General features: G+C 61.6%; 21 protein-coding genes and 2 pseudogenes. 11 read left to right on the forward strand and 12 right to left on the reverse strand.

What is annotated here, in order from left to right:
- Positions 1-3 precede the first annotated feature (3 nt).
- The 4 genes from IVA81_RS22325 to IVA81_RS22340 all read right to left on the reverse strand — a co-directional run bounded on the left by IVA81_RS22325 (position 4) and on the right by IVA81_RS22340 (position 5,362).
- A complete protein-coding gene (locus IVA81_RS22325) occupies positions 4-1,311 on the reverse strand; it encodes an aminotransferase class III-fold pyridoxal phosphate-dependent enzyme (RefSeq protein WP_247321902.1) in 1,308 nt (435 codons plus the stop codon).
- Between the two features lie 23 nt (positions 1,312-1,334).
- Positions 1,335-2,852: a GMC family oxidoreductase gene (locus tag IVA81_RS22330; RefSeq protein WP_247321904.1), complete on the reverse strand. Its 1,518-nt coding sequence runs from the start codon at positions 2,850-2,852 to the stop codon at positions 1,335-1,337.
- 810 nt (positions 2,853-3,662) lie between these two features.
- Entirely contained in the window at positions 3,663-4,562 is a 900-nt protein-coding gene (locus tag IVA81_RS22335) for a hypothetical protein (RefSeq protein WP_247321906.1), read from the reverse strand.
- A 50-nt stretch (positions 4,563-4,612) separates the two neighbouring features.
- Positions 4,613-5,362, reverse strand: coding sequence for an outer membrane beta-barrel protein (locus IVA81_RS22340; protein WP_247321908.1), 750 nt, complete (start codon positions 5,360-5,362; stop codon positions 4,613-4,615).
- 568 nt (positions 5,363-5,930) lie between these two features.
- On the opposite strand from IVA81_RS22340, the gene IVA81_RS40710 reads away from it, so the two are divergent.
- Positions 5,931-6,272, forward strand: coding sequence for a hypothetical protein (locus IVA81_RS40710; RefSeq protein WP_247322344.1), 342 nt, complete (start codon positions 5,931-5,933; stop codon positions 6,270-6,272).
- Between the two features lie 4 nt (positions 6,273-6,276).
- Here the strand turns inward: IVA81_RS40710 and IVA81_RS22355 are convergent.
- Positions 6,277-6,438, reverse strand: a pseudogene (locus IVA81_RS22355) (IS21 family transposase); the annotation flags it as partial.
- Between the two features lie 424 nt (positions 6,439-6,862).
- Positions 6,863-7,657 (reverse strand): annotated as a pseudogene (locus tag IVA81_RS22360) (peptidase S10); the annotation flags it as partial.
- A 34-nt stretch (positions 7,658-7,691) separates the two neighbouring features.
- Between IVA81_RS22360 and IVA81_RS22365 the strand changes: the two are divergent.
- Together IVA81_RS22365 and IVA81_RS22370 are read left to right on the forward strand one after the other, a co-directional pair.
- A complete protein-coding gene (locus IVA81_RS22365) occupies positions 7,692-7,946 on the forward strand; it encodes a hypothetical protein (protein WP_247321912.1) in 255 nt (84 codons plus the stop codon).
- A 2-nt stretch (positions 7,947-7,948) separates the two neighbouring features.
- Entirely contained in the window at positions 7,949-9,898 is a 1,950-nt protein-coding gene (locus tag IVA81_RS22370; RefSeq protein ID WP_247321914.1) for an ATP-dependent helicase, read from the forward strand.
- On the opposite strand, the gene IVA81_RS22375 is transcribed toward IVA81_RS22370, so the two are convergent.
- Both IVA81_RS22375 and IVA81_RS22380 read right to left on the reverse strand, forming a co-directional pair.
- Positions 9,891-10,805, reverse strand: a complete 915-nt coding sequence (locus tag IVA81_RS22375) for a nucleotidyl transferase AbiEii/AbiGii toxin family protein (protein ID WP_247321916.1) — start codon at positions 10,803-10,805, stop codon at positions 9,891-9,893. The genes IVA81_RS22370 and IVA81_RS22375 overlap by 8 nt on opposite strands.
- Positions 10,792-11,643 (reverse strand): type IV toxin-antitoxin system AbiEi family antitoxin domain-containing protein, encoded by an 852-nt coding sequence (locus tag IVA81_RS22380; RefSeq protein ID WP_247321917.1) that lies wholly within the window; start codon positions 11,641-11,643, stop codon positions 10,792-10,794. The genes IVA81_RS22375 and IVA81_RS22380 overlap by 14 nt, the downstream gene beginning before the upstream one ends.
- Before the next feature lie 311 nt (positions 11,644-11,954).
- Here IVA81_RS22380 and IVA81_RS22385 point away from each other — a divergent pair, with 311 nt between their 5' ends.
- Together IVA81_RS22385 and IVA81_RS22390 are read left to right on the forward strand one after the other, a co-directional pair.
- Positions 11,955-12,689, forward strand: coding sequence for a hypothetical protein (locus tag IVA81_RS22385; RefSeq protein ID WP_247321918.1), 735 nt, complete (start codon positions 11,955-11,957; stop codon positions 12,687-12,689).
- 154 nt (positions 12,690-12,843) lie between these two features.
- Positions 12,844-13,827, forward strand: a complete 984-nt coding sequence (locus IVA81_RS22390) for a serine protease (RefSeq protein WP_247321919.1) — start codon at positions 12,844-12,846, stop codon at positions 13,825-13,827.
- Positions 13,828-13,872: 45 nt separating this feature from the next.
- On the opposite strand, the gene IVA81_RS22395 is transcribed toward IVA81_RS22390, so the two are convergent.
- Both IVA81_RS22395 and IVA81_RS22405 read right to left on the reverse strand, forming a co-directional pair.
- The gene (locus IVA81_RS22395) at positions 13,873-14,928 is read right to left on the reverse strand and encodes a tetratricopeptide repeat protein (RefSeq protein ID WP_249812807.1); all 1,056 of its coding nucleotides are present in this window, start codon (positions 14,926-14,928) and stop codon (positions 13,873-13,875) included.
- Between the two features lie 107 nt (positions 14,929-15,035).
- On the reverse strand, positions 15,036-15,587 hold the full coding sequence (locus tag IVA81_RS22405; RefSeq protein WP_247321921.1) for an SMEK domain-containing protein: 552 nt from the start codon (positions 15,585-15,587) through the stop codon (positions 15,036-15,038).
- Between the two features lie 409 nt (positions 15,588-15,996).
- Between IVA81_RS22405 and IVA81_RS22410 the strand changes: the two genes are divergently transcribed.
- Entirely contained in the window at positions 15,997-16,329 is a 333-nt protein-coding gene (locus tag IVA81_RS22410) for a thioesterase family protein (protein ID WP_247322319.1), read from the forward strand.
- A 77-nt stretch (positions 16,330-16,406) separates the two neighbouring features.
- Complete coding sequence (locus tag IVA81_RS22415) at positions 16,407-16,874, forward strand: nuclear transport factor 2 family protein (RefSeq protein ID WP_247321922.1); 468 nt, start codon at positions 16,407-16,409, stop codon at positions 16,872-16,874.
- Positions 16,875-17,044: 170 nt separating this feature from the next.
- On the opposite strand, the gene IVA81_RS22420 is transcribed toward IVA81_RS22415, so the two are convergent.
- Positions 17,045-17,752 (reverse strand): type 1 glutamine amidotransferase, encoded by a 708-nt coding sequence (locus IVA81_RS22420; protein WP_247321923.1) that lies wholly within the window; start codon positions 17,750-17,752, stop codon positions 17,045-17,047.
- Positions 17,753-17,804: 52 nt separating this feature from the next.
- Positions 17,805-18,731 carry a LysR substrate-binding domain-containing protein gene (locus IVA81_RS22425; protein ID WP_247322321.1) on the reverse strand — a complete coding sequence of 309 codons (927 nt, stop codon included), beginning with the start codon at positions 18,729-18,731 and terminating at the stop codon, positions 17,805-17,807.
- 272 nt (positions 18,732-19,003) lie between these two features.
- On the opposite strand from IVA81_RS22425, the gene IVA81_RS22430 reads away from it, so the two are divergent.
- From IVA81_RS22430 to IVA81_RS22445, 4 genes are read left to right on the forward strand one after another with little or no spacing between them, the layout of a single operon-like run.
- Positions 19,004-20,038 carry an ABC transporter substrate-binding protein gene (locus IVA81_RS22430; RefSeq protein WP_247321924.1) on the forward strand — a complete coding sequence of 345 codons (1,035 nt, stop codon included), beginning with the start codon at positions 19,004-19,006 and terminating at the stop codon, positions 20,036-20,038.
- 27 nt (positions 20,039-20,065) lie between these two features.
- Complete coding sequence (locus IVA81_RS22435; protein WP_247321925.1) at positions 20,066-21,106, forward strand: ABC transporter ATP-binding protein; 1,041 nt, start codon at positions 20,066-20,068, stop codon at positions 21,104-21,106.
- Positions 21,103-21,978, forward strand: a complete 876-nt coding sequence (locus IVA81_RS22440; RefSeq protein WP_247321927.1) for an ABC transporter permease — start codon at positions 21,103-21,105, stop codon at positions 21,976-21,978. The genes IVA81_RS22435 and IVA81_RS22440 overlap by 4 nt, the downstream gene beginning before the upstream one ends.
- Positions 21,975-22,781 carry an ABC transporter permease gene (locus IVA81_RS22445; RefSeq protein ID WP_247321928.1) on the forward strand — a complete coding sequence of 269 codons (807 nt, stop codon included), beginning with the start codon at positions 21,975-21,977 and terminating at the stop codon, positions 22,779-22,781. The genes IVA81_RS22440 and IVA81_RS22445 overlap by 4 nt, the downstream gene beginning before the upstream one ends.
- The last annotated feature ends 4 nt before the right edge of the window (positions 22,782-22,785 follow it).

The following is a 22,785-nucleotide window of genomic DNA, read 5'->3' on the forward strand; positions in this document are numbered from 1 at the left end:
TGTTCATGGATGGCTCGGCTCGGTGAACCAACGCCGGACCGAATCCGCGGTTGCGAGGAAGTGATCACCAGCAAACCGCACCGCCGCGGCCATCAGGTCCGTATCGCGGCCAGTACTCTCTAGTCGGACCAGAGCCGCCGGCAACGCCTGCCCGGCGGCTTCAATCGCGGCCTGCACGTCTGCATCGGACAGCGCGGCAGACGGCATGAAACGGCCACCGTACTGCATAAGGAAGCCGCGCGACCACATCTCCTGGAAGAACGCGAAACCAAGATCGGCGTTGGCAAACACGACGTCGAACATCGTGGGCCATGCGAACGCGCGAGCCCGCACCTGTTGGCTAGCGAAGACCCCGTTGAGACCGTTGATAATTTGCATGCCAACCTGTCGCATCCGGGCGAGCGCGGCGCCGTTGCGCAGGGCGTCCAGGGTGCTCAGCGCTGCCGCAAATGGGGTGATCTCGCGTTGATAGGTGTTGCCCAGGTAGGTCTTCTCGGCGGCGTTGAGCACCTCCGCTCGCCCTGCGACCGCCGAAAGTGCCATGCCGTTGGCCAGTCCCTTGCTAAGTGTGATCAGGTCGGGTGCAAGCCCGACCGCGGTGTGATAGCCGCCGAGGCCGTAGCGGAATCCTGTCATAACCTCGTCCAGGATAAGCAGGGCGCCGCGCCGGTGGACGAGATTTTGCAATTCCCGGTGATATTCGGGTGGGAAGAAGTTGACCTCGGGTGTGATGATTACCGCGGCGACGCGCTGCTCACCGGAAAGTTTCTCGAATAGGTCGAGATCGTAGCGGAAGTCGACACTGTCCCGGTCCCGGTCGGGTAGCCCCATCGCGGGACGGTCCTGCAAGTGCCAGTCGTGCCAACCGTGATACCCGCTGGTAAGCACCAGATTCGTACCCATGTGCGCGCGAGCTAGGCGGATTGCGGCGGTCGTAGCGCAGGAGCCGGTGCGGAAAAACAACGAGCGTTGCGCTCGTGGGAATATCTCCGCGAGCCGTTCGGCCAGCTCGATCCGGTGCACGGACAATGGCCCGGGCAGGATGCCGCCGGTGCGGCGCAGCTCTGAGACGACATGATCGACGACCGGTTCATATCCGGCTCCGAGCGGTGCAGCTCCACTACAGGAGGTGAGATCCACGTATCGTCTTCCGTCGACATCCCAGACATGCGCGCCGGAGGCACGGCTCATCACGAGGGGAAAACGCCGATTGAGATCCCATTTCTCTGACGCGGTAACCCGTAAGGCACGGCGCAGTGCCGATTTGTGCGTATCCGTCACCGCCAACGTGGCATGGGGCGTGCTGAACATAAGAATTCTCCAGTCTCAGCCGATCAGGCCAGTTGCGTGATGATTCTGCGCGCGATCCGCAGCGCATTCGCCTGAATGGTGAAGGTCGGGTTGACCCCTCCGGGATACGGGAAGAACCCGCCGTCCGCGACGTAGAGATTGTCGATGTCGTGCACGCGACCCCAGCGGTCGACCACGGACTCCCTTGGATCATTCCCCGCTCGACAGCCACCATGCAGATGACCGCTACCGAACTGATACATGGACTCCTCGTAAGCGATCTTTTTCACGCCCGCCGCAGCAAGCAGGTCCGACGCGCGCCGGGACAAATAACCTAATCGCCGTTTGTCCAGTGGATGAGTCCGGTATTCGAGAATGATGTTGGACAAGCCTAGCTGATCGTAACTGTTAGCTAGTCGAACCGCGTTGCTGCGCATAGGTTGGTCGGCCGCCAGGAAATGCACTCTCAGCGTGACGTTTCGGCCACGGACCTCCCGCTGTGCCGGACTAGCTTCGTAAATAAGTCCGCCTAGCCCGGAGGGTGCCTCGGCGTCGAGGTAATGATCGGTCATTGCAACAGTTGAGAACGGCCCGCCGGGCGGATGCGAAGGCACGCGGTCGATCGTGACGGTGCCAGACACGTAGCCGCTGACCTTGAAGCAGATGCCGCGCCCGAGCATGCCACTGGCGTTGCCGATGCCGTTAGGCGCCGCTCGCTGCGCTGAGCGTAGCAACAAGGCGGCAGATTGAATCGCATTGCCAGCGAGCACCACGCAGCGGGCGCGGACCCGGGCGCGGTGCCGAGTGACCACGTCCAGCCATTCCACGGAGTCCGCGCGGCCAAGGCTACCAAGCGCGATATGTACAGCTTTGCTGCCAGGGGCGATCGACAGCGCGCCCGGCGGCAGGGAGACGTCAGTGAACGAGGACCGCGCATCGGCCCGCGCGCCGCTTGGACAGAGGTGTTCGTTACAGGGGCCGCAGCGGTCACAAGCCGCGTGGCCGCGGTACGGGATAGAATTGATTGCCAGCGGGGTGGGAAATGGCAGCCGGCCGAGACGTCCGCCCGCAGTCGCGATCAGTTCGCCCTGCAAGCTATATCTGTGCGGCGGCAGCACGGCGGGATCGCTGGGGGGCTCGAGCGGATCGGCACCAGCTAGTCTAGCTATCCCGATCCGCTGTTCGAGCTCCTCGTAGTAGGGACGTAGTATATCGTAATCGACAGGCCAGACCGGATCGAGCGCGTCCGCGGCGACATGCGCTCTCGCGTCGAAATCGACGGTGCGATAGCGGAATGCGATGCCTGCGTACAATGTCAACCCACCGCCGAGCGCCGAGACTGTCCAGGGTCGACCCAACGGCCTCAATGTACCGGTAGGAGAGCGCGCCAGGGCGGCATCATCGACGCCGTTTCGAACCGTTGCCAGTGAGGCACCGGCGGGAAGCGTCCGGCCTGCTTCGAGGACGAGCACCCGGAATCCTTTTCGGGCGATCTCGTGGGCGACGATTGAGCCACTGGCGCCACTGCCAACTACACATACGTCAACGGACTTGGACGTCATTGTCCCACCTGTCGCAAGAGACATCGGCCAAGACTCATGGCGAAATGTCTATCAATGGGCAGGACGGCTGCGTAAACTGTTACTGCCCGCATCGAACGTACGGCCGGTCAGACCGTCGCGACCCACTTTGAAATTCTTACAATATGACGCTCCGTAAGGATCAAGTGCTTTGAGCGGTCTGTTGCCTGAATACGTTCAATATCCGCGGAGGTGGCGAGCGATGAATTTTGAAAGACAAGCCGGTATCCTCAAAGAGCACTTGGCGATGAAGCGGGCGGCAACGAGCCGCGCTGACATATCCCCATCGGCGGAAGGCTACCTTGGCGTTGAGCGCACGCCATGATCATACGGGCCCTTCTTGCACTGCCGAAACGAAAGCTCCGCCTTTTTGAGTTCGAACGAGAGATGTGTTCGCCAGTGAGCGACAATAGCTCTCGAGGGCAAGACGAAATTAAGGGTATAGCAAACAAACCCCGATTCAGAGGGGCACAGATGTCAAGCCATACAAGGCTGGTGAGGTTCAAACCCTGGAGAGGCACGCGAGACCAATAAAGGCTGCGCTGATGATGCAGCCTATCAAGATATTTTAGCGGTCTGCCCATACGCCTTCCGGTGCGGGCATCTAGACCTTTCATTTTCGTTTTTGGGCATTGCCTTCATCTTCATAAAACGACGCAACCTTTCAGCGTTGATTGGCCCGGAGATTGGGACTTTATTCTTGGCCTCTGCCAGCCTCTAGCAAGCTGGATCCGTACCCCTCACCAACGGGGTGCATAGCCCCTAACTTCCGCAGGAGCCTGGCGCATCTCTTTAGTTCAACTTGTAGGAGGCCTGGAAGAACGTTCCCCATCGCTCCATGCTGTACTTCGCAAGAGCATGGGTCTGATCGGGTATACAGCCTCTGCAGTTGGTGACGTCGCTATCGTTTTTGGTCCACATTGCCCAATACCGCGCACCAACGCCGATGCTGAAATTATTGGTGAGGAAGTAGGATAACATAGTTTCGATCTGAACGCCCGCACCGCCGTTTCCGCGCTGATAGTAGACTCTAGTTTTAGGATCAAGAAGATGATGATCGCGACCATTGAAATCGGTCCACGGCAAATAGGCAACGTCGGCGCCTAAACGCCAGCGTTCGAGCAGCATGGCCTCGGCGCTGAGACCGACGCGAGGTGCATTCCAGTCAGTGTCTTGACTGCCAATGAGCCTCCGATCGCCCGGCGCCAGGCACGCAAGGGTGGGGGAGGCGATCTGTAGGCATCCTACCGTATCGGACTTCTGGCCGTAGTAAGTCCATCCGAGAAAAGTGCCCAATTTGTAGGTGCCGTCGCGGAGAAAATCGTAACCAACATCGGCCGTGTAATACGTCAACCTCCCATTTGCCTGGCTTGATAACATATTGCTATACGCGCGGCCGTAGATGCTCGAATCTTCGTTGTTGTGTTTGAAGCGTCCGACACCAATATTGCCCTTCAGGAAGATCCCCCAGGGGTTATCAAGGCGGGCAAAGAGTTCGCCGGAAACGCCATCTAATCCCTGATAGGTGAGCCTTGAGCTAGGAATAGCGCTCTCTCCAGGCATCGGGGGTGGGAGGGTGAAGTCCCACTGGAATGTTCCCCGGCTGAGCCAAGCCCGTGAGCCGCCTTCAATCGACCAATCATCCGTATATGCAACGGGCTTCGCTTTGGCAGTCGCTTTATCCGAGTACAACGCCGCATCTGACCGCGCTGGACCGCTGGGATCGCCCCAGAGATGGTAATTCAGGCCGATTTTTCCGACGTGATAGCTGCTAGAAAGGCTGCTTGTGCTGGGGGGATGATCGCAAATGGCGGACCCTGCATGGTCGGGGGTGTCGCCAGACGTGTCCCATCAAAGCTCATGTAATCGTACTCGAATTTCAAGGACCAAGCAGGCGTGAGCGCTTGCTCAATGCCGGCTCCGACGGTCCAACCGAAACGGCCGTAATCGAATTGCGTGACGTGCCGCGGAAAGCCGGCAAAGCTTTCATCCCAGAATTCGTCGTTGTTGGCGATCTCGCCGCGATTGTTTTGCCAGGCCACCCCTGCCTTGACGTAGCCCAGCGTGCGGCCCTGCGGGCCAAACGCGTAGCCGACACGAGCGGTCCCTGAGACAAAGACGTTTGGACCTGCCTTGCAGGTAGCAATCACGACATTGCCTGAGAAGGCAAGGCAGCTGTTCGTGCCATCGGAGACAGCATGGCTCGCGTCTAACTCGGCGCCGAACACCCAGCCATTCGTCTGCCAATTGTAGCCGATCTGTCCTCCGGCCAGAAACACAGGCGTGTTGACGATGTCGCCATAAATTGATGGACCGTAGGGGTCACTGAAGGAAGTGCGGCCATGGCCGCCGCCGCCGTGCACGCCGATATATCCTCCAGTCCAGCTCCACAGAGCCACTTTCATGGCCGGATGGAGATCCGCTGAATGGGCGGCGCCAGATGCGACGAGTGCAAATGCTGCTGCGCCCCAAAAAAGAACTCCAGATCCCATATCACCTCTCAACAAACGACGATCTTCAACGCAGCTCGAGGCGTGCGTTGTGTTATCGCTTCTACGCCGCGTGTGGTGTGCAGGATCCGGGCCAGCGCGCGCTATGCACATTGCCGGGTTTTTTGGTCGCGATGTCATCTTTCCGACAAGACCCGTTGTGATCGAAACAAGCCGTGCGTCTTTGGTGAAACACAACGCATGCTGTACCCGGCACCGCCGATCGACCGTTCCAGCCAACGCTCTTGCAAAAGGCGGTGATTGCTTCAATCTTCTTGCACCCGCGCGGTGAAATAGCAGTCCAAGAAAGTTCAGCTGAGATAGATCAAATCGCAGCTGAATTGCTGGACATATAAACACCGATCGCAAACGCTATCTGGGCCGCGTGATCACAGCAGCAGGCTATGTCAGCTGGGAGGAGTTCATGGCCGACCAGGGGCGACTGGCAGATAACGTCTGCCGCTATGAGGCGGGACACTCTGGCGTTCCGCGCAAGGGGCAGCCCTGTTACAACGAATTGCGATCTGCGGCCGTTGCGGACGGCGCATGAGCATGCGCTACACGGGCCCGAATGCCGATTATCCGGTCTATTGCTGCCGTTCAGATCGGGATCAGCAAGGCAGTGCACTTTGCCAGGAAGTCCGGACCTTTGGCGGTTGACCCGCTGGTTGAGCCGGTGGTCCTCGATGCCCTGGTGCCGGATCAGATTGAGATCGCACTCGCGGCGGCGGGCCAACTGGAGCAGGAGAGCCGTCAGCTCGGGCGCCAGGCGCTTCGGGTGGAGCGCGCCCGCTACGAGGCCGAGCGCGCTCGGCGTCAGTATGACGCCGTAGAGCCCGAGAACCGTCTTGTGGCGCGCTCGCTTGAGCGGGTTTGGGAAGAGAAGCTGCGTGTCGTCGAGACGGTCGAGTAGCAGGATCGGTCATCCCCTCCGGAAGCGGCCAACTTGACCCAGCAGAGCGGGCGCGGCTCAGATAGCCGTACACGGCGCCGTTGCTGACGCCGACGCTCCGTGCGAAGGCCCGCTCCGGTGCGCCTTGAACATGCTTCAACTGAAGGACTTCCTTGATCCGGCGCATCGACAATCTCTCGGGTAGGCATTGGGCTTCCTCGTTAACGACGAGGTCATCCCTAAGCCGTAGAGTTGTCGGCCGAAGCGGCGCAAGCCTCCGAAAACCTTGCTCACGATCCCCTGAAATCCGCGCTCACGATCCTGCGAAACGCGCACGCATTGGATTTGGCTCGCGCCGATAAAGACCAGATGCTCCTGCGTTCCGAATGGATTCTCACTATCAGCGCTTCCAAGAGGAGGCGCTCAGTTGGCCAAGAACCAATCCGGGATGACCAGCTGGCTATTTGCCCCCCGGTGACGCCGCTAAAGAAGCCGGCAAAGACCGGTCAGCCGAAAATCTCCAAAAATCGCAAGCTGGCGCTAGGATTTCAGTTGCGGTCTCCCGCTGAGAAAGCGGTGACATACGACACACCCGAGCGCTTACTTGTGACTTATTTCGCCGCCGGCTTCATCATCGCTTCGACTTCTGCGCGAAAAGCCTGGCGCGATGCATCACGCGAGTAGAACATGAGGCCGCCCGGATAGACCGTGAGTTTGACGCGCGGCCCTGAGGCAAAGGCGGGCAACTGATCGAGCACGAGCTGCGAGCGGAAATAGGGCGTTACGAGGTCGAACAGGCCGTGCCCGACCAGCACCTTCATTTTCGGATCCGTCGCAAGGATCTGGCGCAGCTCAAACAAGGACTGCGGGGGACCGGCGCCAAAATCCCAGGCCCGCGTAACCGCGGCGTTGCTCAACTCATAAGAGCCATCTGGCCGCCAGTTCAGCTTGCGCGTCAGGAGATCGACGGCGGCACTGGTCCGCGGCGCCCGACGCGTCTCGCCCGAGGGATCGCCAAATCCGGGGCTACCGAAATCCGGATAGGGATCGAAGCCACGCACGGAGGCGTCGTAGAGGCCGGTCACCTCGCCGTTGTTGCGGTCGAGCTCGCGGCTGAATTCGGTAATACCGAAGCGGCCCCCGAGCCTGCGGCTCACCGTCTGGTCAATGCCGGTTAGCGTGGCGACCTTGTCAGCCAGCCGCGTGGTCGCCTCCTTGTCCACCTTGCCTTTGACGAGGTCGGTCAGGAACTCGCCGCGCGCGTAAGCTTCGACGTCGGCGAGATCGGTCCGCTTCACCGGTCCCTTGGCTCCGCGCACGGTCGCGACATAGCTCGGCAGCGTTGCGACGTATTGAAGAAGGCTCGTGCCAGACTCGCGGTAGTCAAACACGGGTGAGATCATCATTTTCCTCGCGGCCTACCAGCAACTGGAGCCTGGGATGCGCGGACCGCGCGCCGGGGAGCCGCGGCCGGCGGTACTCGGCGATGAGGGACTGCCAGCGCTTTACGATGCGCGATATGATGCGGCGCTGCTTTGGTATCGATACTTGTTTCTGGGTCGTGGCAAGCCCAGCACCCACGTGCGCGTTCTGGCCCGGCTCGATGCGGAAACCCTGAAAGCCGGTATTCCGGAAGACCTGAGGGCGCTTCTGAATCATGTCATCGCCGCGCTCGGCGTCGCGCCAGTGAGGTAACGATGCCGCTCGTCGCACCGGATGCATGGCGGCCAAGCGGCATCGCCGATCTCGAGCCAAACGCCTGGCATGTTCTCCGCCGTCAGGGAAACACCTGCGTGGTCGCGGGCCCCGGCGCCGGCAAGACCGAGTTTCTGGCGCAACGCGCCGCTTATCTCCTGGAGACCGATACATGTCCGGCGCCGCACCGCGTTTTGGCCATCTCCTTCAAGACTGACGCCGCCGAGAACCTCGCAACTCGTGTGCGCGAACGCTGCGACCGCACGCAGGCCGATCGGTTCGTGTCGATGACCTTCGACGCGTTCACGAAGAGCCTCGTTGACCGCTTCTTGCTGGCGCTTCCGGCCGACTGGCGCCCGACCAAGCCCTATGAAATCGACTTCCCCAAACGCCGGCAGGTCGAGGATTTCCTGACACGCGCGCGCCTTGCTGTACCTCAGCCGTGGCAGGCGGCCATTGCCGGCTTCAGCCCGTCCGATTTTGAATCCAAAATTGTCGGGTCCTTTCGCTTGCCGCTTCAGGCCATGGCGCCTACTGTGGCGATCGAGTTTGTGGTCGAGCGCTGGTGGACCGAGTTGCTGCGTCGGCCCGGCCGGTCTCTCCTGACGTTCATCATGCTGAACCGGCTAGCGGAATTGCTCTTGCGCGCCAGACCGCAGATCGCCCGCGCCTTGCAAGCAACCTATCCGTTCGTGTTCGTCGACGAGTTCCAGGACACGACTCACGCGCAGTATGACTTCCTGCTCTCCGCTTTTGGTCATCGAGGCATCACCGTGACGGCCGTTGGCGACGACAAGCAGCGCATCATGGTATGGGCGGGCGCGCGCACCGATGCGTTCGATCGTTTCGAAGCGGAATTCGCCGCCCAGCGCGTGCCACTGCTGTTTAATTTCCGATCATCGCCGGATCTTGTGCGCATTCAGCACGTCGTGGCGCAGGCGCTCGACGCGGGCGCCATCCCAACCGTCGCCCAATCCGGCCGGCGCGTGGATGGCGACGTCGCTCAGGTCTGGACATGCCCCGCCGCGGCCGGTGAGGCGCAGCATCTGGCGCGGTGGTTGGCTCAGGACATGGCCGCTCGCGGAACCCGGCCTCGCGACTACGCCATCCTCGTGCGGCAGACCGCGGATCGGTTTGAGGAGCAGCTTGCGCCAGCGCTAGCGGCATTCAACCTTCGTCTGCGTAACGAAAGCCGCGCGCTTGGTCGGACCACGCTGCAGGATCTCCTCGTGGACTCCTATGCTGGAATTGCGCAAGCCTTGCTGCGCCTTGGCGCCGTCCGCCGCGCGCCGGATTCTTGGCAGGTGGCGTCGGACGCAGTGCTCCGGCTGCGCGACGTCGACCCCGACGACGAGCTGGCTAGTCTGCGCGCCGAGGAAGGCCTGAGCACGTTTCTGCAGAGGGTGCGCACCACTATGGCGGCAACGCCGCCCTCGGCGGCAGTGGCGGAAGCGCTTGCCGATCAGGTACTCGCCTTCGTCGATGGGCGCGCCCTTGCCAGGTCCTTTTCGGAGTATGCGACGGGTGAAGCGCTCGCCATCGCGCTTGAAGCCTTTCGACTGCATTTCGCTGTGTGTGCGGACGGCAGCCCCGATTGGGCGACTTGCCTCGATCGCTTCGCGGGCGTCGACCAAGTGCCGTTGATGACCGTGCACAAGAGCAAGGGTCTGGAATATGACACCATCCTCTTCGTCGGTCTCGACGACGCAATGTGGTGGAGCCACAGCGCCGGCAATCCCGAAGGGATCGCGACCTTCTTTGTGGCGCTATCGCGCGCCAAGCAGCGTGCAATCTTCACCTTCTGCCGCGAGCGTGGTCAACGCGCTCGCGTCGCCGACCTCTATTATACGATGAGGGCTCCTGCTTTATCCTATAGCGACCGAGCCTACTCCACATCCCTACGGCATGCCCATCCGCTTACGACCCGAATGCAGCACAATGCAGTCACTTAAGAACTGCGATCAACTGACCCACAAGCTTTTCGCGATCTGCGGCACGCAGCTTATCAAGATTGATCTGCTTCCATCGGACTGCGGGAAGCTCTGCCGCTCCATCAACGCCCAGCAGAGCCCAATCTGGCTTCCCGAGCTTGAATCCGATCAGAAATTCCCGATGCTCCTTCGGCATCTTTCCAGATACCTCGGCGATCAAGTCCTCGCGGGCTCTCAATAGTTTATCCAGCGAGACCGGATCTGAGGTCATACCCTCGAAGCCGTGCTCGAATTCCTGGCGGATATCCTTTCGCCGCGGCGCCACGACCTCCGAAATAGGCCGATCATGGCTGATGAGATAGACGATGAAAGCGCGCCTCAGGTCGTCGCTGATGCCCTCATTCGCCAGAAGATCGCGGATGTCAAAAAGATCGCGAGGATGTTGGCGGTCAAGGGCGGCGACGATTTTTCCCGCGTAGAGGTCGGAAAACGAGACGACTTGTGTCTCTGCAAAACCAAAGCTCTCCTCGACGTTCGGAAGCACGGATCTCATCTCGGGATCGAAGACGCAACCACGAAGGACGGGAGTGACTTCGATCTTGATCTGAGCGCCAGCCCTTTGAAGTGTCAGCTTGGTAACGATGCCTTCCGCGCGGTTCACGACCTCATTCACCTTGACGCCCGGAATTCCCTTGCCAATGGCGACAGCCATTCTTTTCATGCCCGCATCGATCGCGGCCAGCGATTCCGGCCGGCCGGCGACAGGCAGGTAGGTTAAGTCGATATCGACTGACAAACGCGGCATATCGCGCACGAATAGATTGATCGCAGTCCCGCCTTTGAGAGCAAAATCCTTTTCCGCCGCAACGAATGGCAAGGTCTCGATCAGCAGCGCAACCTGATGCCGATAGTGTTCAGACAGGGGCACTGAGATCCTCCGGTACGGTGATCAGGTATGTCGGATCGAGCCTTCCGCCTTTCACCAGCATGCGCTTTCCTTTCCCCAAATCGACCTTGTCACGGTCTATTTGCTTCAGCCATGAATGGTTGTGCCGGTCGGCAAACCAGAAGAACAGCCTTTTGACTTTCACGCTTCGGCAATCGTCCAGCAGCTTTTGCAGCTTGCGGGGACTGAGGTTGCGCAAGCCTTCAACAAGCATGTCAGCCTGGTGGAAGCTCTCGCTATTCGGCAGCTCGTCGAGCAGTTCGAGCAACGCGCGCTCGGGCGATGAGACGGTGAGCGGCCATTCGCCCTGGCCCCATATCTGCTTGAATGGGCCTGCCTGGAATTCATCGGCGGCTGCGCCGGTATTGTTCTGGACATTCCAGGCGAAGTTCTTGAGCCCCTTCGTCACCGGATCGGCTTTGAAGAGCGTTGTGCTCTTGCGGAATGTGAAGCGTTCCTTGAGCGGAAGCTTGGACAGCCAGCTGGGCGGAGCAGTGGGACCATACAGATAAACGACGGTCGGCCCTTCAGCCCGGAGGTAGTGCGAGAAGCCCTGCAATTCGAGCGCGGTTCGCCCTCCGACGATCAGGGGGCGCTCAAGCAGCGTCTGAAGCGATATGACGGCCTTCTGCCATGTCAGAGTGCCAAGCGGACGCTTGAAGGTGCCACGCGTCGGCTGAACCAGCCAGCCAGCCGAGACGTACTGGCTGCGCAGACCTGTCGAATAGCCATGTTTCGTCATCCACCCAGCATCGACCAATAGGCCTTCCGGGAGGGTATGTTCAAGGTGGTTTAGTTTCCCGCCTGAATGCCCAGTCATACTAAGCAATATAGCAATATTTCAAACCAACGGCAAGTTTATAGATTTGCAAATTTGCTAAGCCTGACTATGCAGAAATCTCATGATCAAAACCTGGCTTGCCGGGGCACGCCCAATCACATTTCGATCTCCAATGCGCAGCCATGGGTGAAGCGAGGCGAAAAAGGGAAGCCGTCTTAAACGGGCCGTGTCCATGCAGCTCGGGGAAGACCGCGCGCCTTTGTTGCTTCAACGGGCAGGGCTGGCACAAGCCGTCCGCAGTCCTTGGACTCAAAGCGCTGCCTGCCACGGGACGTGTCGAAAAATGTTACATGAAGGAGCTGGGATCATGCGTTCCCCCCATCTCGGCCGAGCATATCATTTCGGATTCCGTCTGCCGCGTATTGATGGGCGACGGTGAGTTCTCGATCTCAGGCGTTCCGTGGCTGGAAGCGGGCGAAACGAAGATCATGCCGCCTCTCCAGACAAAATGCCTCTGTACCAAGCACAACAGCGCGCTTAGCCCGCTCGATGCCTCTGCACATTACTTCTTCGCCTCCCTCAAATCTTATCTCGAACACGATGCCGGGTCGCGACACGCCATTCTATCCGGGCATGACCTCGAACGCTGGATTTTGAAAACCGCCAAAGCAGCTGCCGTGTCCCGGGACCTGGCACGTGGAAGACAACGACTGTCGGGCGCGTTCTCGCGGGATGAGGCAATTCTCGACATGCTTGACGACCCCCGGCATTGGCCCGCAGGGGCGGGGCTGTACTGCACCATGAACAGCGGCAACATCATGGAAAACATGCCGCGCTTTCAGTTCCAGCCGCTGACCGACGAGCAGGATGATATTAAAGCGTTGGCGATTAACATCATGGGCTTTCGCTTCAAGTTGCTGCTCGAAGCGCCTGATCTGAGCAAGTATCCGTCCTTGGCCGGTGCCAGATATCGACCTAGCCGAATCCTGATCTCGTATCCAACATCAACGAATTGGGTGACCCTGAGCTGGGAGGATGGCAAGCAACATCAGGAATTGACCGTCCAATGGCTTCACCGGCGTTGACCCTTCGCAACGGACAAATCGTTCTGCGTCGGGTGCCGCACGGGCCGGGATGGTGCGAGCCGCCCATCAGGGCTGGCTGTCCCAGTAAGGCGCCGCCGCCGCATTGGCGTTTCCAGTTGCAGTCGAGCCATTCGGATGCGTGTGGAGCCGATGCATGAGCTTCCCGATCGAGCCCGGAGCCGGCGAGGTGGACGAGCGAGGGCTCTTTCTCGTCCAGGCCCCAGACATCCGCGCCAGGGTCTTGCCGCTGTTCGGCTTCGATCCTAGGCGATCCGACGACCGCCCGGTCGGCCACGGCACCACCTTTCGTATCGACCCATGGTCCCGCTGTCTCACCGCATTCCACGTCCTGGAGGATATCTTCGAGGTTGACGAAGCCGGTACCGGGGCGGTGCTTCGACCGGGGCTGCGGCTTGCAGCGCTCGAGGTCGAAGGAACAGGGTTCGGCCTGATTGGACTACGCGCGGACGCTTGGCGACCACTGGCTGGATCGTATGCCTTCTGCGGCGTCGAGGCCCCGCCGTTCCAGACGCCGCGTCTTCGGAATCTGACGGAACTGGTCGTGTTGAGAATCCGCCCTGCGACGCAATCCTCCGAGGGCACTCCGTACTGGCCGCTCGATCTGCGGCGGTGGCGGCCTGTGCGCGGCGAGCGCGTGCTCACACTCGGCTTCCCGAACCTCGATGAAGAGGGCCGCGAGGAACGGCCGATCTCCCAATACCTGTATGGGTCCTTCGGTGAGATCACGGACGTGGAGCCGGCGGACGGGGCACGCGGCCGCCCCTGGCCGGTGATCAGAGTCGCAGCCGAATGGCCGGGCGGCATGAGCGGCGGCCCGGTGTTCAACGAGACCGGCAACGTCATAGGCGTGGTCAGCAGCGGTATCGCCGGCGGGACCGGTACGGCAACCTTCTTCTCAGGCTGGAACATGGCCGAGCGGATCTTGGGTTCGATCGATCCCAACAATCCCGGACGCTTCCTGTGTCACGGCGTTTTTGACGATGCAGGCGAGCTCGTCCACGCGACGCAGGATGCCGAGCAAGCGAGGCGCTTCGCCGAGACTCGCGGACTGACAGACCACGCCGTCGTTTCTGTCGACCCACACCGGGAAGGCTGGATGCGCGTGAATGGGCGATAGTGACGCGCATGAGTCGGGAACGGTCCCACCGCGAGACTTCCCCTTCTAACGAGCGCCATCGCCGGGTTGGCCGGCCGCTGGATTACCAAACAAGAACGAGAAATCGCACTGAAGCTTGGCGCTAAGTTCGTGGTCAGGGAAACGCTCCATCGCCGCCGTCCAAACCTTCGCTGCCGTTGCCGCGTCACCGCTGTTCCAGTGAGCGCCACCAAGATCGAACATCGCAACAGCATAGTCTGGATCGAGCGCAAGCGCCTTTTCGTAGGCCTCGATCGCCTCTCTCCATCTATCGAGGCTGGCGTAAGCCGCAGCCAGCTGAAACCAGCTCATGGCGTCCGGTTGAACGATCTGGGCCTGCTCCAGCAGTAGCGGCACGCTCTCATCGAACCGCTCCAGAGCTTTGAGGGCAATCGCCAGGCAATAGCCGTAATCGCCGCCCGCCAATTCATAGGCCTTACGAAAACAGCGCTCCGCCTCCGCCCAGTCCTCCTCATCCTGCGCCCAGCGGCCCAGACGATCCCAAGGCAGCGCGGCGTTCTCGGAGTCGATGTGGACAATGTGGCGATCAAATTCCTCGCGGAACTCGCCGTAGCTCTTTCCGATGTTCTCCCCTCGGCCGCGCAGATAGAACGTTGTCATGAGAAGCTCCCACCTCGCGGCGGGGTCCTCGGGGTTCGCCCTTACATAGCGTTGCCAGAACGGCGCGGCTTGGCGGGCGTTGTCCACACTCGCGCGCCCAGAGCCAGCGACCAGACGGCGACACCAGGGCCAAATCCAACGGTGGCGATCGGCCTGAGCCACCAGGCCATTGATTTCGCGAAACGCTGCACGGCCGTCGCCAAGGTTGAAAAGGACGTTGGCGCGCCAGCCGGTGACCGCAGAGATCCGGCCCTGCTTTTGATCCGAGAAGACGACCTGGTCGAGATGACGCAAGGCGTCCTCGTATTTGCCCAGGCGGACATAGTGGGTGCCCAGCGCGTTGTGGACCTCCGCAAGGTCGGAATTCAACCGTAAAGCTTCGCGGTAGTGATCCACCGCCTGTTCATGGTCACCGAGCAGCGCGTAACTTGAGCCAAGGTTTTTGTGGATCTGAGCCGCCAGTTCGGGTGTACTGCGGAGAGTTGATGATCCTCGTCAGGAATCCGTAGTCCTGATTGATGCCGCCGAAGCCCCGAAACAGGTTCAGCAGCTTGGACCCCTCCTTGCGCTCAATTCCATCCCGGCACCTCTCGAGCCAATCGTCCAAGAGGTCGATTCCTTCTCCGCGTCCGACCACGCCGATCCGCAGTTCGGTTCGACGCAACTCGTCTCGCTTGACCGAGAATGTCACCGAGGTCGATGATGTGCTTCTTGCAGTTGAAGGCGAACTGGTCAGTAAGCAGCCCATTCACCGATGCCTGGCTGTAGGACGACCGCTTCTTCCCGAGCATGAGGATGAACAGTTCGTCGAACGTGTTGTAGTAGGCGCGGTCCATGAACTGCTGAACTGTGAACTTCACCTTTTCCAGCGTGGTCGTCGAAGTGATCTGGAATGCCACCCGATCGTGATCGTCGCCGAGATCGATGCCGGGGAAGTTTTTCTGCTTTCGGTTCAGATTGGTGAGATGTGGGAGGTTATATACTGACTTCAGGATGGGGATGAACGCGTCCTCCAGCGCCAAGTTGATGTCGGTTCGACCCTGGGAGGTCGCCAACTCGACTTGAACGATGATGCGGCTGACTACGTCGCGAAGTTGATTCTCGACTTCAAGCTGCCTCATTCCGTGTCCCCACCTTATGAATGGCGCACTTAGTAGTGGGAACGCAGGGTGAACATTTCAAGGGCCGGGGCCAGCCATCCCGTCCAGAAGTTCGCTTCGCTGCCAGTTTCTGCTGGAAATCCACCACTCGCCGCCTGCGGCAAACGGGGCCATCGCAGATGAACTCACAGAAACCGAGAGGCCGAGCCGCGAACGACGAATCGGAGGAACTACGGCTATCTCAGGCGAAAAAGCACGGCGCATCCCGAAGTCCCTGCGACTCGCCATGGAAGGGCAAAGTTAAATCTACCCCTCGTTCATGCTATGGCGCTTCCAGCGCCCCAGTGAAATCAGGTCGTTTTTATTCTGTTGCGATATCGTCAAACCAGTGTTCTCGGGGATCGTCTATCACGCCAATTATCTGCGCTACATGGAGCGCGGACGGACCAATCATCTGCGGCTGATGGGCGCCGAGCAGCAGGCGCTGTTCGAGCAGGTGGAGACCGACAGCGTCGGCTTCGCCTTCGTCGTGCGCTCGATGCATCTGGACTTCCTCAAGCCCGCGCGGATGGACGACGTGCTCGACGTCGTGACCTGGCCGATCGCGGTGAAGGGTGCCTCCATCATGCTGGCGCAGGAAGTGAAGCGGTGTGAGGACGTGCTGGTGAAAGCCGAGGTGCGTGTCGCCTTCATCAGCGGCGGCCGCGCCCAGCCGATCCCGAAATCGATCCGGACGCTGATGAAGGCCGATCTGATTTCGTGATCGGCCGATAAGGGACGGCCTATCGACTCCGCGGCGTGTGGCGATAGATTGCGCTCCCGCCAACCATGAGGCTCATCATGTCGCGCCCGCCGCTTCCGCCCTTCACCCGTGAGACCGCCGCGCAAAAGGCGCGCATGGCCGAGGACGCCTGGAATTCGCGCGATCCGGTGCGGGTCTCGCTCGCCTATACCGAGGACAGCCGCTGGCGCAATCGTTCGGAAGTGCTCCAGGGCCGTGAGGCCATCGTCGCGTTCCTCACCCGCAAATGGGAGAAGGAGCAGGACTACCGCCTGATCAAGGACCTCTGGGCCTTCGACGAGAACCGCATCGCCGTGCGCTTCCAATACGAATGGCACGACGCCGGCGGCCAGTGGTATCGCTCCTACGGTAACGAGCAGTGGGAGTTCGACGAGCACGGCCTGATGAGGCGCCGCGAGGCCTCGATCAACGACATCGCGATCGCGGAGAAAGATCGGCGGTTTCACTGGGCAGCGCCGGGGCCGCGGCCGGCGGATGTGCCGGGGCTGGGAAGCGATCCGTTCTGATATTCCGCAAGCGACGCATCAACCCTGTGGGAGAGGGTGCCGAGCGAAGCTCGGCGGGTGAGGGGTCTCCATCCTCACGAGCAGTCCAGCGAGTGGATAGAACCCCTCATCCGGCGCTTCGCGCCACCTTCTCCCACAAGGGGAGAAGGGAAGGGGAGCGTGCCGCGTAGCTAGGGCCGCCGCGCCAAAAACCGCGTGATCGCCCCACCGAGCTTCGCGTTGTCCATCGGCTGCACCAGCGTCTCCCGTGCCGTGGCGACGATGTCATCCGGTGCCTTGCCCTCGCGAAGGTCGCAGCACACTTGCGCGAATTCCACGTCGAACTCGGGATGCGGCTGCACCGTCAGCGTGGTGCCGTTGGCGTAGAGCAGGCCGGCATGTGGCGCGAACTCGGACGAGAGGATCGTGAGCGCATCGTTCGGCGGCTCGATCACCTGATCCTGATGTGAGCAGGCAATGGCAACCGCTTCGCCGTCGACCACGCCGTTCTCCGGCAGCACCTGATAGACGTGCCGGCCGATGCCCCAACCGTTGTCCGACTTGCGCACGGTGCCGCCGAGCGCCTGTGCGATCAGCTGATGGCCGAAGCAGACGCCGACCATCGGCGTCTTGTTGGCGTAAGCGGCGCGCACGAAATCTTCCAGCGGCGCGATCCAGTCGAGCCCATCATAGACGCCGGCCGCCGCGCCCGTGATCAGCACCGCCTCGAGCTTGCGGGGATCGGGGAGTGCATCGCCATTCGGGATGCTGATGACATCCACGGTGACCTCCGGATCCTCGGCGCGGACCATGCGCTCGAACATGTCCGGGAACGAGCCGTGACGCTCGCGATATTTTTGCGGGACGAGCCCGGTCTCGATGATGGTGATGCGTGCCATGTGCCACCTGCGGAGACAGGGAGAGTACAGCAGGACCCGCGGGGCGTCCAAGTCAACCGGGCGCAAAATCCCGCGTGGACTCCTGCTCGAGTTCGGCGAGCGCCTTGCGCATGGTCTCCACCAGATCCAGCGCCACCGGTGAAGGACTGCGCTGCGCCGGAAAGACGGCGGAGAATTCGAAGTCGATGCGCGGCAGGAAGCGACGCGCGACCACGCCGCGGGTGGAGAATTCCCTCGCGGTGAAAGGGTCGCAGATCGCGACGCCAAGCCCTGACGACACCATGCCGCACATGATCTCCGACAACGTGGTCTCGACCCTGAGCACGCGGCGGACCTCGTGACGATTAAAGACCTGGTCGACGAGATGCCGGCTCGATGATCCCGCCGACAGCGAGATGAAGGTCTCGCCCTCGAAATCGCGCGGCTCCAAAACTTCCTTTTCAGTGAGGCGATGACCGGTCGGCAGCACCGCGACGCGCGCGGGCGCCGGCAGTCGCAGGCTCGGCAGGCCGGAATGGGCGATCGGCACCTCGGCAAAGCCGATGTCGCACTGGTTGTTCAACACCCAGTCGACCACGATCGGCGAGATCACGCCGAAGAAGGCGAGGTTGAGGTTGGGCCGTTCCTTCAAGAAGTGTCCGGCCAGCCGCGGCAGATAGCCGTTCGCCAGCGCCGGCAGAGCGGCGATGCGCAGCGAGCCGGTGCGGCGGCCGCGGATTTCCTCGGCCGCTGCCGTGATACGTTCGAGGCCGACGAAGGAGCGCTCGACTTCAGTATAGAGCGCCATTGCCGCGGCAGTCGGGACGAGACCCGTGCCGCGTCGCTCGAACAGCTCCATCTTCAGCAGCGCCTGGAAGTCGCGCAGCAAGCGGCTGACGGCGGGCTGCGTCACCACCATCAGTTTCGCCGCCTCGGTGACGCTGCCGGTGAGCATCGTCGCGCGGAAGGCCTCCACCTGCCGTGAATTGATCCGCACCATCTCGAATTCCATTCATAACATTTTGACATGCAGAAGGTGCCATTATTCATTGGACGATGGAAGCTTGGGTTTGCGATCTTTTTCATCAGAGCTGGAGCCAGCCCGCTTTTTCGGCAGATTGGAGGGGTTCAAACCTCCAAATCGCGTCAAAACCCGCCGAACAGGGGCCGGAGCCCTGGTCGGAAAGGATTAACGCGGAAGGAAATGCGGAAGGCGCTCCGGCCGGAGATTTGTCGGCACGTCACCTCATTCCGGTATGGAGATCGGTCCACATGAAGACTTTTCGCCTTCTGACCGCGGTCAGCATCGCAGCGCTCATCGCCGTCCCGTCAGCCGTCTCGGCCCAGCAAAAGACGCTCTACGTCGCCGGCTACGGCGGCTCGTTCGAGAAGACGATCCGCGACGAGGTGATCCCGGCCTTCGAGAAGGAGAACGGCGTCAAGGTCGAGTACGTCGCCGGCAACTCCACCGACACGCTGGCAAAACTCCAGGCGCAGAAGGGCAATCAGCAGATCGACGTCGCCATCGTCGACGACGGTCCGATGTACCAGGCGATCCAGCTCGGCTTCTGCGGCAAGCTCGAGGGACTGCCGGCCGATCTCTATGACACCGCGCGCTTCAAGGACGATCGTGCGGTCGCGATCGGCATCGTCGCGACGGGCCTGATGTACAACACCAAGGTGTTCAAAGAGAAAGGCTGGGCGCCGCCGACCTCGTGGAACGACCTGAAGGACACGAAATACGCCAAGCAGCTCGTGATCCCGCCGATCAACAACACCTACGGCTTGGAGGCGCTGGTGATGCTGTCGAAGATGAACGGCGGCGGCGAGACCAATGTCGATTCCGGCTTCAAGATCTTCAAGGAAGAGGTCAATCCGAACGTGCTCGCCTATGAGCCATCGCCCGGCAAGATGACCGAGCTGTTCCAATCCGGCCAGGCCGTGATCGCAGTGTGGGGCACCGGCCGCGTGCAGAGCTTTGCCAATACCGGCTTCCCCGTCGATTTCGTCTATCCCAAGGAAGGCGCTGCGACGCTGCTGACGACGGCGTGTCCGATCAACAAGCCGAATGCCTCGCCGCTGGCGGCGAGCTTCGTCAAGATGCTGCTCGATCCAAAAATCCAGCTCGTGATGCTGAAGGATTACGGCTACGGCCCGGTGCTGAAATCGCTGGTGATCCCGCCGGAGCTCGGCAAGATGGCCCCGATCGGCGAGCGCGCGGCCAAGCTCTACAATCCGGACTGGACCGTCATCAACGAGAAGCGCGAGGAGTGGACCAAGCGCTGGAATCGCGAGGTCGAGCGCTGATCTGATCGTCGCTAGCGGAGACAGTGCATGGCCTATCTCGAGCTCGATCGGGTCGCAAAGCAGTTCGGCGCGCAGACTGTGGTCGACGACTTCAGTCTGTCGGTGGGGAAGGGGGAGTTCATCTCCTTCCTCGGCCCGTCCGGCTGCGGCAAGACCACGACCTTGCAGATGATCGCGGGCTTCCTCGACCCCACGCGCGGCGCGATCCGCCTGGAGGGCAAGGATCTGACCGCGATCCATCCCGCCAAGCGCGGGCTCGGCATCGTGTTCCAGAGCTACGCGCTGTTTCCGCACATGACCGCGGCGGAGAACGTCGCGTTCGGCCTGGAAATGCGCAACGTGCCGCGCAGCGAGCGGGCCGAACGCGTGCGTGCCGCGCTCGCGATGGTCGGGCTCGCCGGCTACGAAGACCGCCATCCCCGCCGGATGTCCGGCGGGCAACAGCAGCGCGTGGCGCTGGCGCGCGCGCTGGTGATCAAGCCGAGCGTGCTCCTGCTCGACGAGCCGCTGTCCAATCTCGACGCCAAGCTGCGTGAGGAGATGCAGATCGAGCTGCGCCAGATCCAGCGCACCATCGGCACCACTACGATCCTGGTCACCCACGACCAGAACGAGGCGATGTCGCTGTCCGACCGCATCGTAGTGATGAGCCAGGGCCGCATCGAGCAGATCGGTTCGCCGCAGGAGACTTATGAGAAGCCGGCCTCGGCCTTCGTCTCGCAGTTCCTCGGCAAGACCAACGATTTTGCCGGGGCGATCGACCGGAGCGTCGCGCCGGCGCAATTGATGGCGGGCTCCTGGAGCGTGCCCGCGCCCCCTGGCCTCAACGGTCCCGTGACCGTCAGCATCCGCCCCGAGCGCATCGGCTTTGGCGATGCCGGCCTCGGCGCGAAAATCGTCACGCGCATCTTCCAGGGCAATCACTGGCTGTTCCAGTGCGAGAGCGAATGCGGCCCGGCGATCGTGATCCGCCAGAACGACGGCAAGGCGCAGCCGGTCGAGGGCGAGGCGGTTCGTCTCACCTGGCGGTCCGAGGACATGAGCGTACGTGCGAGGGATGTGGCATGAGCGCCGCCGCCGAAGAACGCGACGCACGTGCGCCATGGGCCCTGACGGCGCCCGCCCTGATGCTGTTCGTCGGCGTGCTTCTGATCCCGCTCGCGATGACGGTGATGCTGTCGTTCCACGATTGGGGCCAGTACAAGGGCATCGAACCGGTCTTCATCCTCAAGAACTGGCACGAGATCGCGACCGATCCCTACTACGCAGAAATGTTCTGGCGGACCTTTCGGATCGCGATCCTGACCACGCTGCTCACCGCCCTGCTGGGTGCGCCCGAAGCCTACATCCTCAACCGCATGAGCGGCCGCTGGAAGAGCTTCTTCCTGCTGATCATTCTCGGACCGCTGCTGATCTCCGTGGTGGCGCGGACACTCGGCTGGGCGCTGTTGTTCGGCGGCAACAACGGGCTCGTCAACAAGCTGCTGATGTCGGCCGGTCTGATCCGCTCCCCCATTCCCTTCATGTTCACCGAAACCGGCATGGTCGTTGCGCTCGCGCATGTGATGATGCCGTTCATGGTGCTCTCGGTGTGGGCGGCGCTGCAGCGGCTCGATCCGCAGATCGAGAATGCCGCGATGTCGCTCGGCGCGGGCCCCGCCACCATCATCCGCCGCATTATCATGCCGCAGATCATGCCGGGCGTGCTGTCCGGCGCCATCATCGTGTTCTCGCTCTCGGCCAGCGCCTTTGCGACGCCTGCCATCATCGGCGGCCGCCGGCTCAAGGTCGCGGCGACGCTCGCCTATGACGAATTCCTCAACACGCTGAATTGGCCGCTGGGGGCTGCGGTCGCCACGCTCCTGCTGGTCGCGCTGGTCTTTATCGTCGTCGGCAGCAACGCGCTGATCGAACGCCGCTATGCGGAGGTGTTCCGATGAGACGGAACGGCCCGCTCGCGCTGATCTTCCATGCCATCTTCGTCATCGTCATGGTGGCGCCGATCCTGGTGGTCTGCCTGGTCGCATTCACGCCCGAGGGTTTTCTCTCGTTGCCGACCAACGGCTTCTCGCTGCGCTGGTTCAGGACGATCGCGAACTACCCGGAGTTCATCCACGCTTTCTGGGTCAGCCTCGGGCTCGGCGCGCTGTCGTCCCTGGTGGCGCTGCTGTTCGCGGTGCCCGCCGCGCTCGCGATCGCGCGCTACCGCTTCCGCGGCCGTGACGCGCTGGCGGCGCTGTTCCTGTCGCCGCTGATGATTCCCCATGTCGTGCTCGGCATCGCCTTCCTGCGCTTCTTCACCTCGGCCGGGCTCGGCGGCAGTTTTGCCGCGCTGATCATCGCGCATGTCATCATCGTGTTTCCGTTCGCGCTGCGGCTGACGCTGGCGGCAGCGACCGGCATGGACCGCACCGTCGAGATGGCTGCGGTCTCGCTCGGCGCCAACGGCTGGACGCTGTTTCGCCGCGTGACGTTGCCGCTGATCCTGCCCGGCGTCATCAGCGGTTGGGCGCTCGCCTTCATCCAGTCGTTCGACGATCTCACCATGACCGTCTTCCTCGCGGCACCCGGCACCGAGACGTTGCCGGTACGCATGTTCCTTTATATCCAGGACAACATCGATCCGCTGGTGACGTCGGTCTCGGCCTGCGTGATCGCGATTACCATGACCGCCCTCATTCTGCTCGATCGCTTCTACGGGCTCGACCGCGTGCTCGCCGGCAAGGGCGATACCGGACGATAGGAGA

It is taken from the genome of Bradyrhizobium sp. 141 (genome assembly GCF_023074055.1).
Taxonomy (GTDB): domain Bacteria; phylum Pseudomonadota; class Alphaproteobacteria; order Rhizobiales; family Xanthobacteraceae; genus Bradyrhizobium.

Bases quoted from the DNA above. Each gene is read 5' to 3' on its own strand.
- IVA81_RS22430 (WP_247321924.1), top strand. From the start codon at position 19,004: ATGAAGACTTTTCGCCTTCTGACCGCGGTCAGCATCGCAGCGCTCATC.
- IVA81_RS22325 (WP_247321902.1), bottom strand. From the start codon at position 1,311: ATGTTCAGCACGCCCCATGCCACGTTGGCGGTGACGGATACGCACAAA.
- IVA81_RS22390 (WP_247321919.1), top strand. From the start codon at position 12,844: ATGAGCTTCCCGATCGAGCCCGGAGCCGGCGAGGTGGACGAGCGAGGG.
- IVA81_RS22420 (WP_247321923.1), bottom strand. From the start codon at position 17,752: ATGGCACGCATCACCATCATCGAGACCGGGCTCGTCCCGCAAAAATAT.
- IVA81_RS22440 (WP_247321927.1), top strand. From the start codon at position 21,103: ATGAGCGCCGCCGCCGAAGAACGCGACGCACGTGCGCCATGGGCCCTG.
- IVA81_RS22380 (WP_247321917.1), bottom strand. From the start codon at position 11,643: ATGACTGGGCATTCAGGCGGGAAACTAAACCACCTTGAACATACCCTC.
- IVA81_RS22415 (WP_247321922.1), top strand. From the start codon at position 16,407: ATGTCGCGCCCGCCGCTTCCGCCCTTCACCCGTGAGACCGCCGCGCAA.
- IVA81_RS40710 (WP_247322344.1), top strand. From the start codon at position 5,931: ATGCCGATTATCCGGTCTATTGCTGCCGTTCAGATCGGGATCAGCAAG.
- IVA81_RS22445 (WP_247321928.1), top strand. From the start codon at position 21,975: ATGAGACGGAACGGCCCGCTCGCGCTGATCTTCCATGCCATCTTCGTC.
- IVA81_RS22405 (WP_247321921.1), bottom strand. From the start codon at position 15,587: ATGAGGCAGCTTGAAGTCGAGAATCAACTTCGCGACGTAGTCAGCCGC.
- IVA81_RS22370 (WP_247321914.1), top strand. From the start codon at position 7,949: ATGCCGCTCGTCGCACCGGATGCATGGCGGCCAAGCGGCATCGCCGAT.
- IVA81_RS22385 (WP_247321918.1), top strand. From the start codon at position 11,955: ATGAAGGAGCTGGGATCATGCGTTCCCCCCATCTCGGCCGAGCATATC.
- IVA81_RS22365 (WP_247321912.1), top strand. From the start codon at position 7,692: ATGCGCGGACCGCGCGCCGGGGAGCCGCGGCCGGCGGTACTCGGCGAT.
- IVA81_RS22410 (WP_247322319.1), top strand. From the start codon at position 15,997: ATGGAGCGCGGACGGACCAATCATCTGCGGCTGATGGGCGCCGAGCAG.
- IVA81_RS22435 (WP_247321925.1), top strand. From the start codon at position 20,066: ATGGCCTATCTCGAGCTCGATCGGGTCGCAAAGCAGTTCGGCGCGCAG.
- IVA81_RS22425 (WP_247322321.1), bottom strand. From the start codon at position 18,731: ATGGTGCGGATCAATTCACGGCAGGTGGAGGCCTTCCGCGCGACGATG.
- IVA81_RS22330 (WP_247321904.1), bottom strand. From the start codon at position 2,852: ATGACGTCCAAGTCCGTTGACGTATGTGTAGTTGGCAGTGGCGCCAGT.
- IVA81_RS22340 (WP_247321908.1), bottom strand. From the start codon at position 5,362: ATGGGATCTGGAGTTCTTTTTTGGGGCGCAGCAGCATTTGCACTCGTC.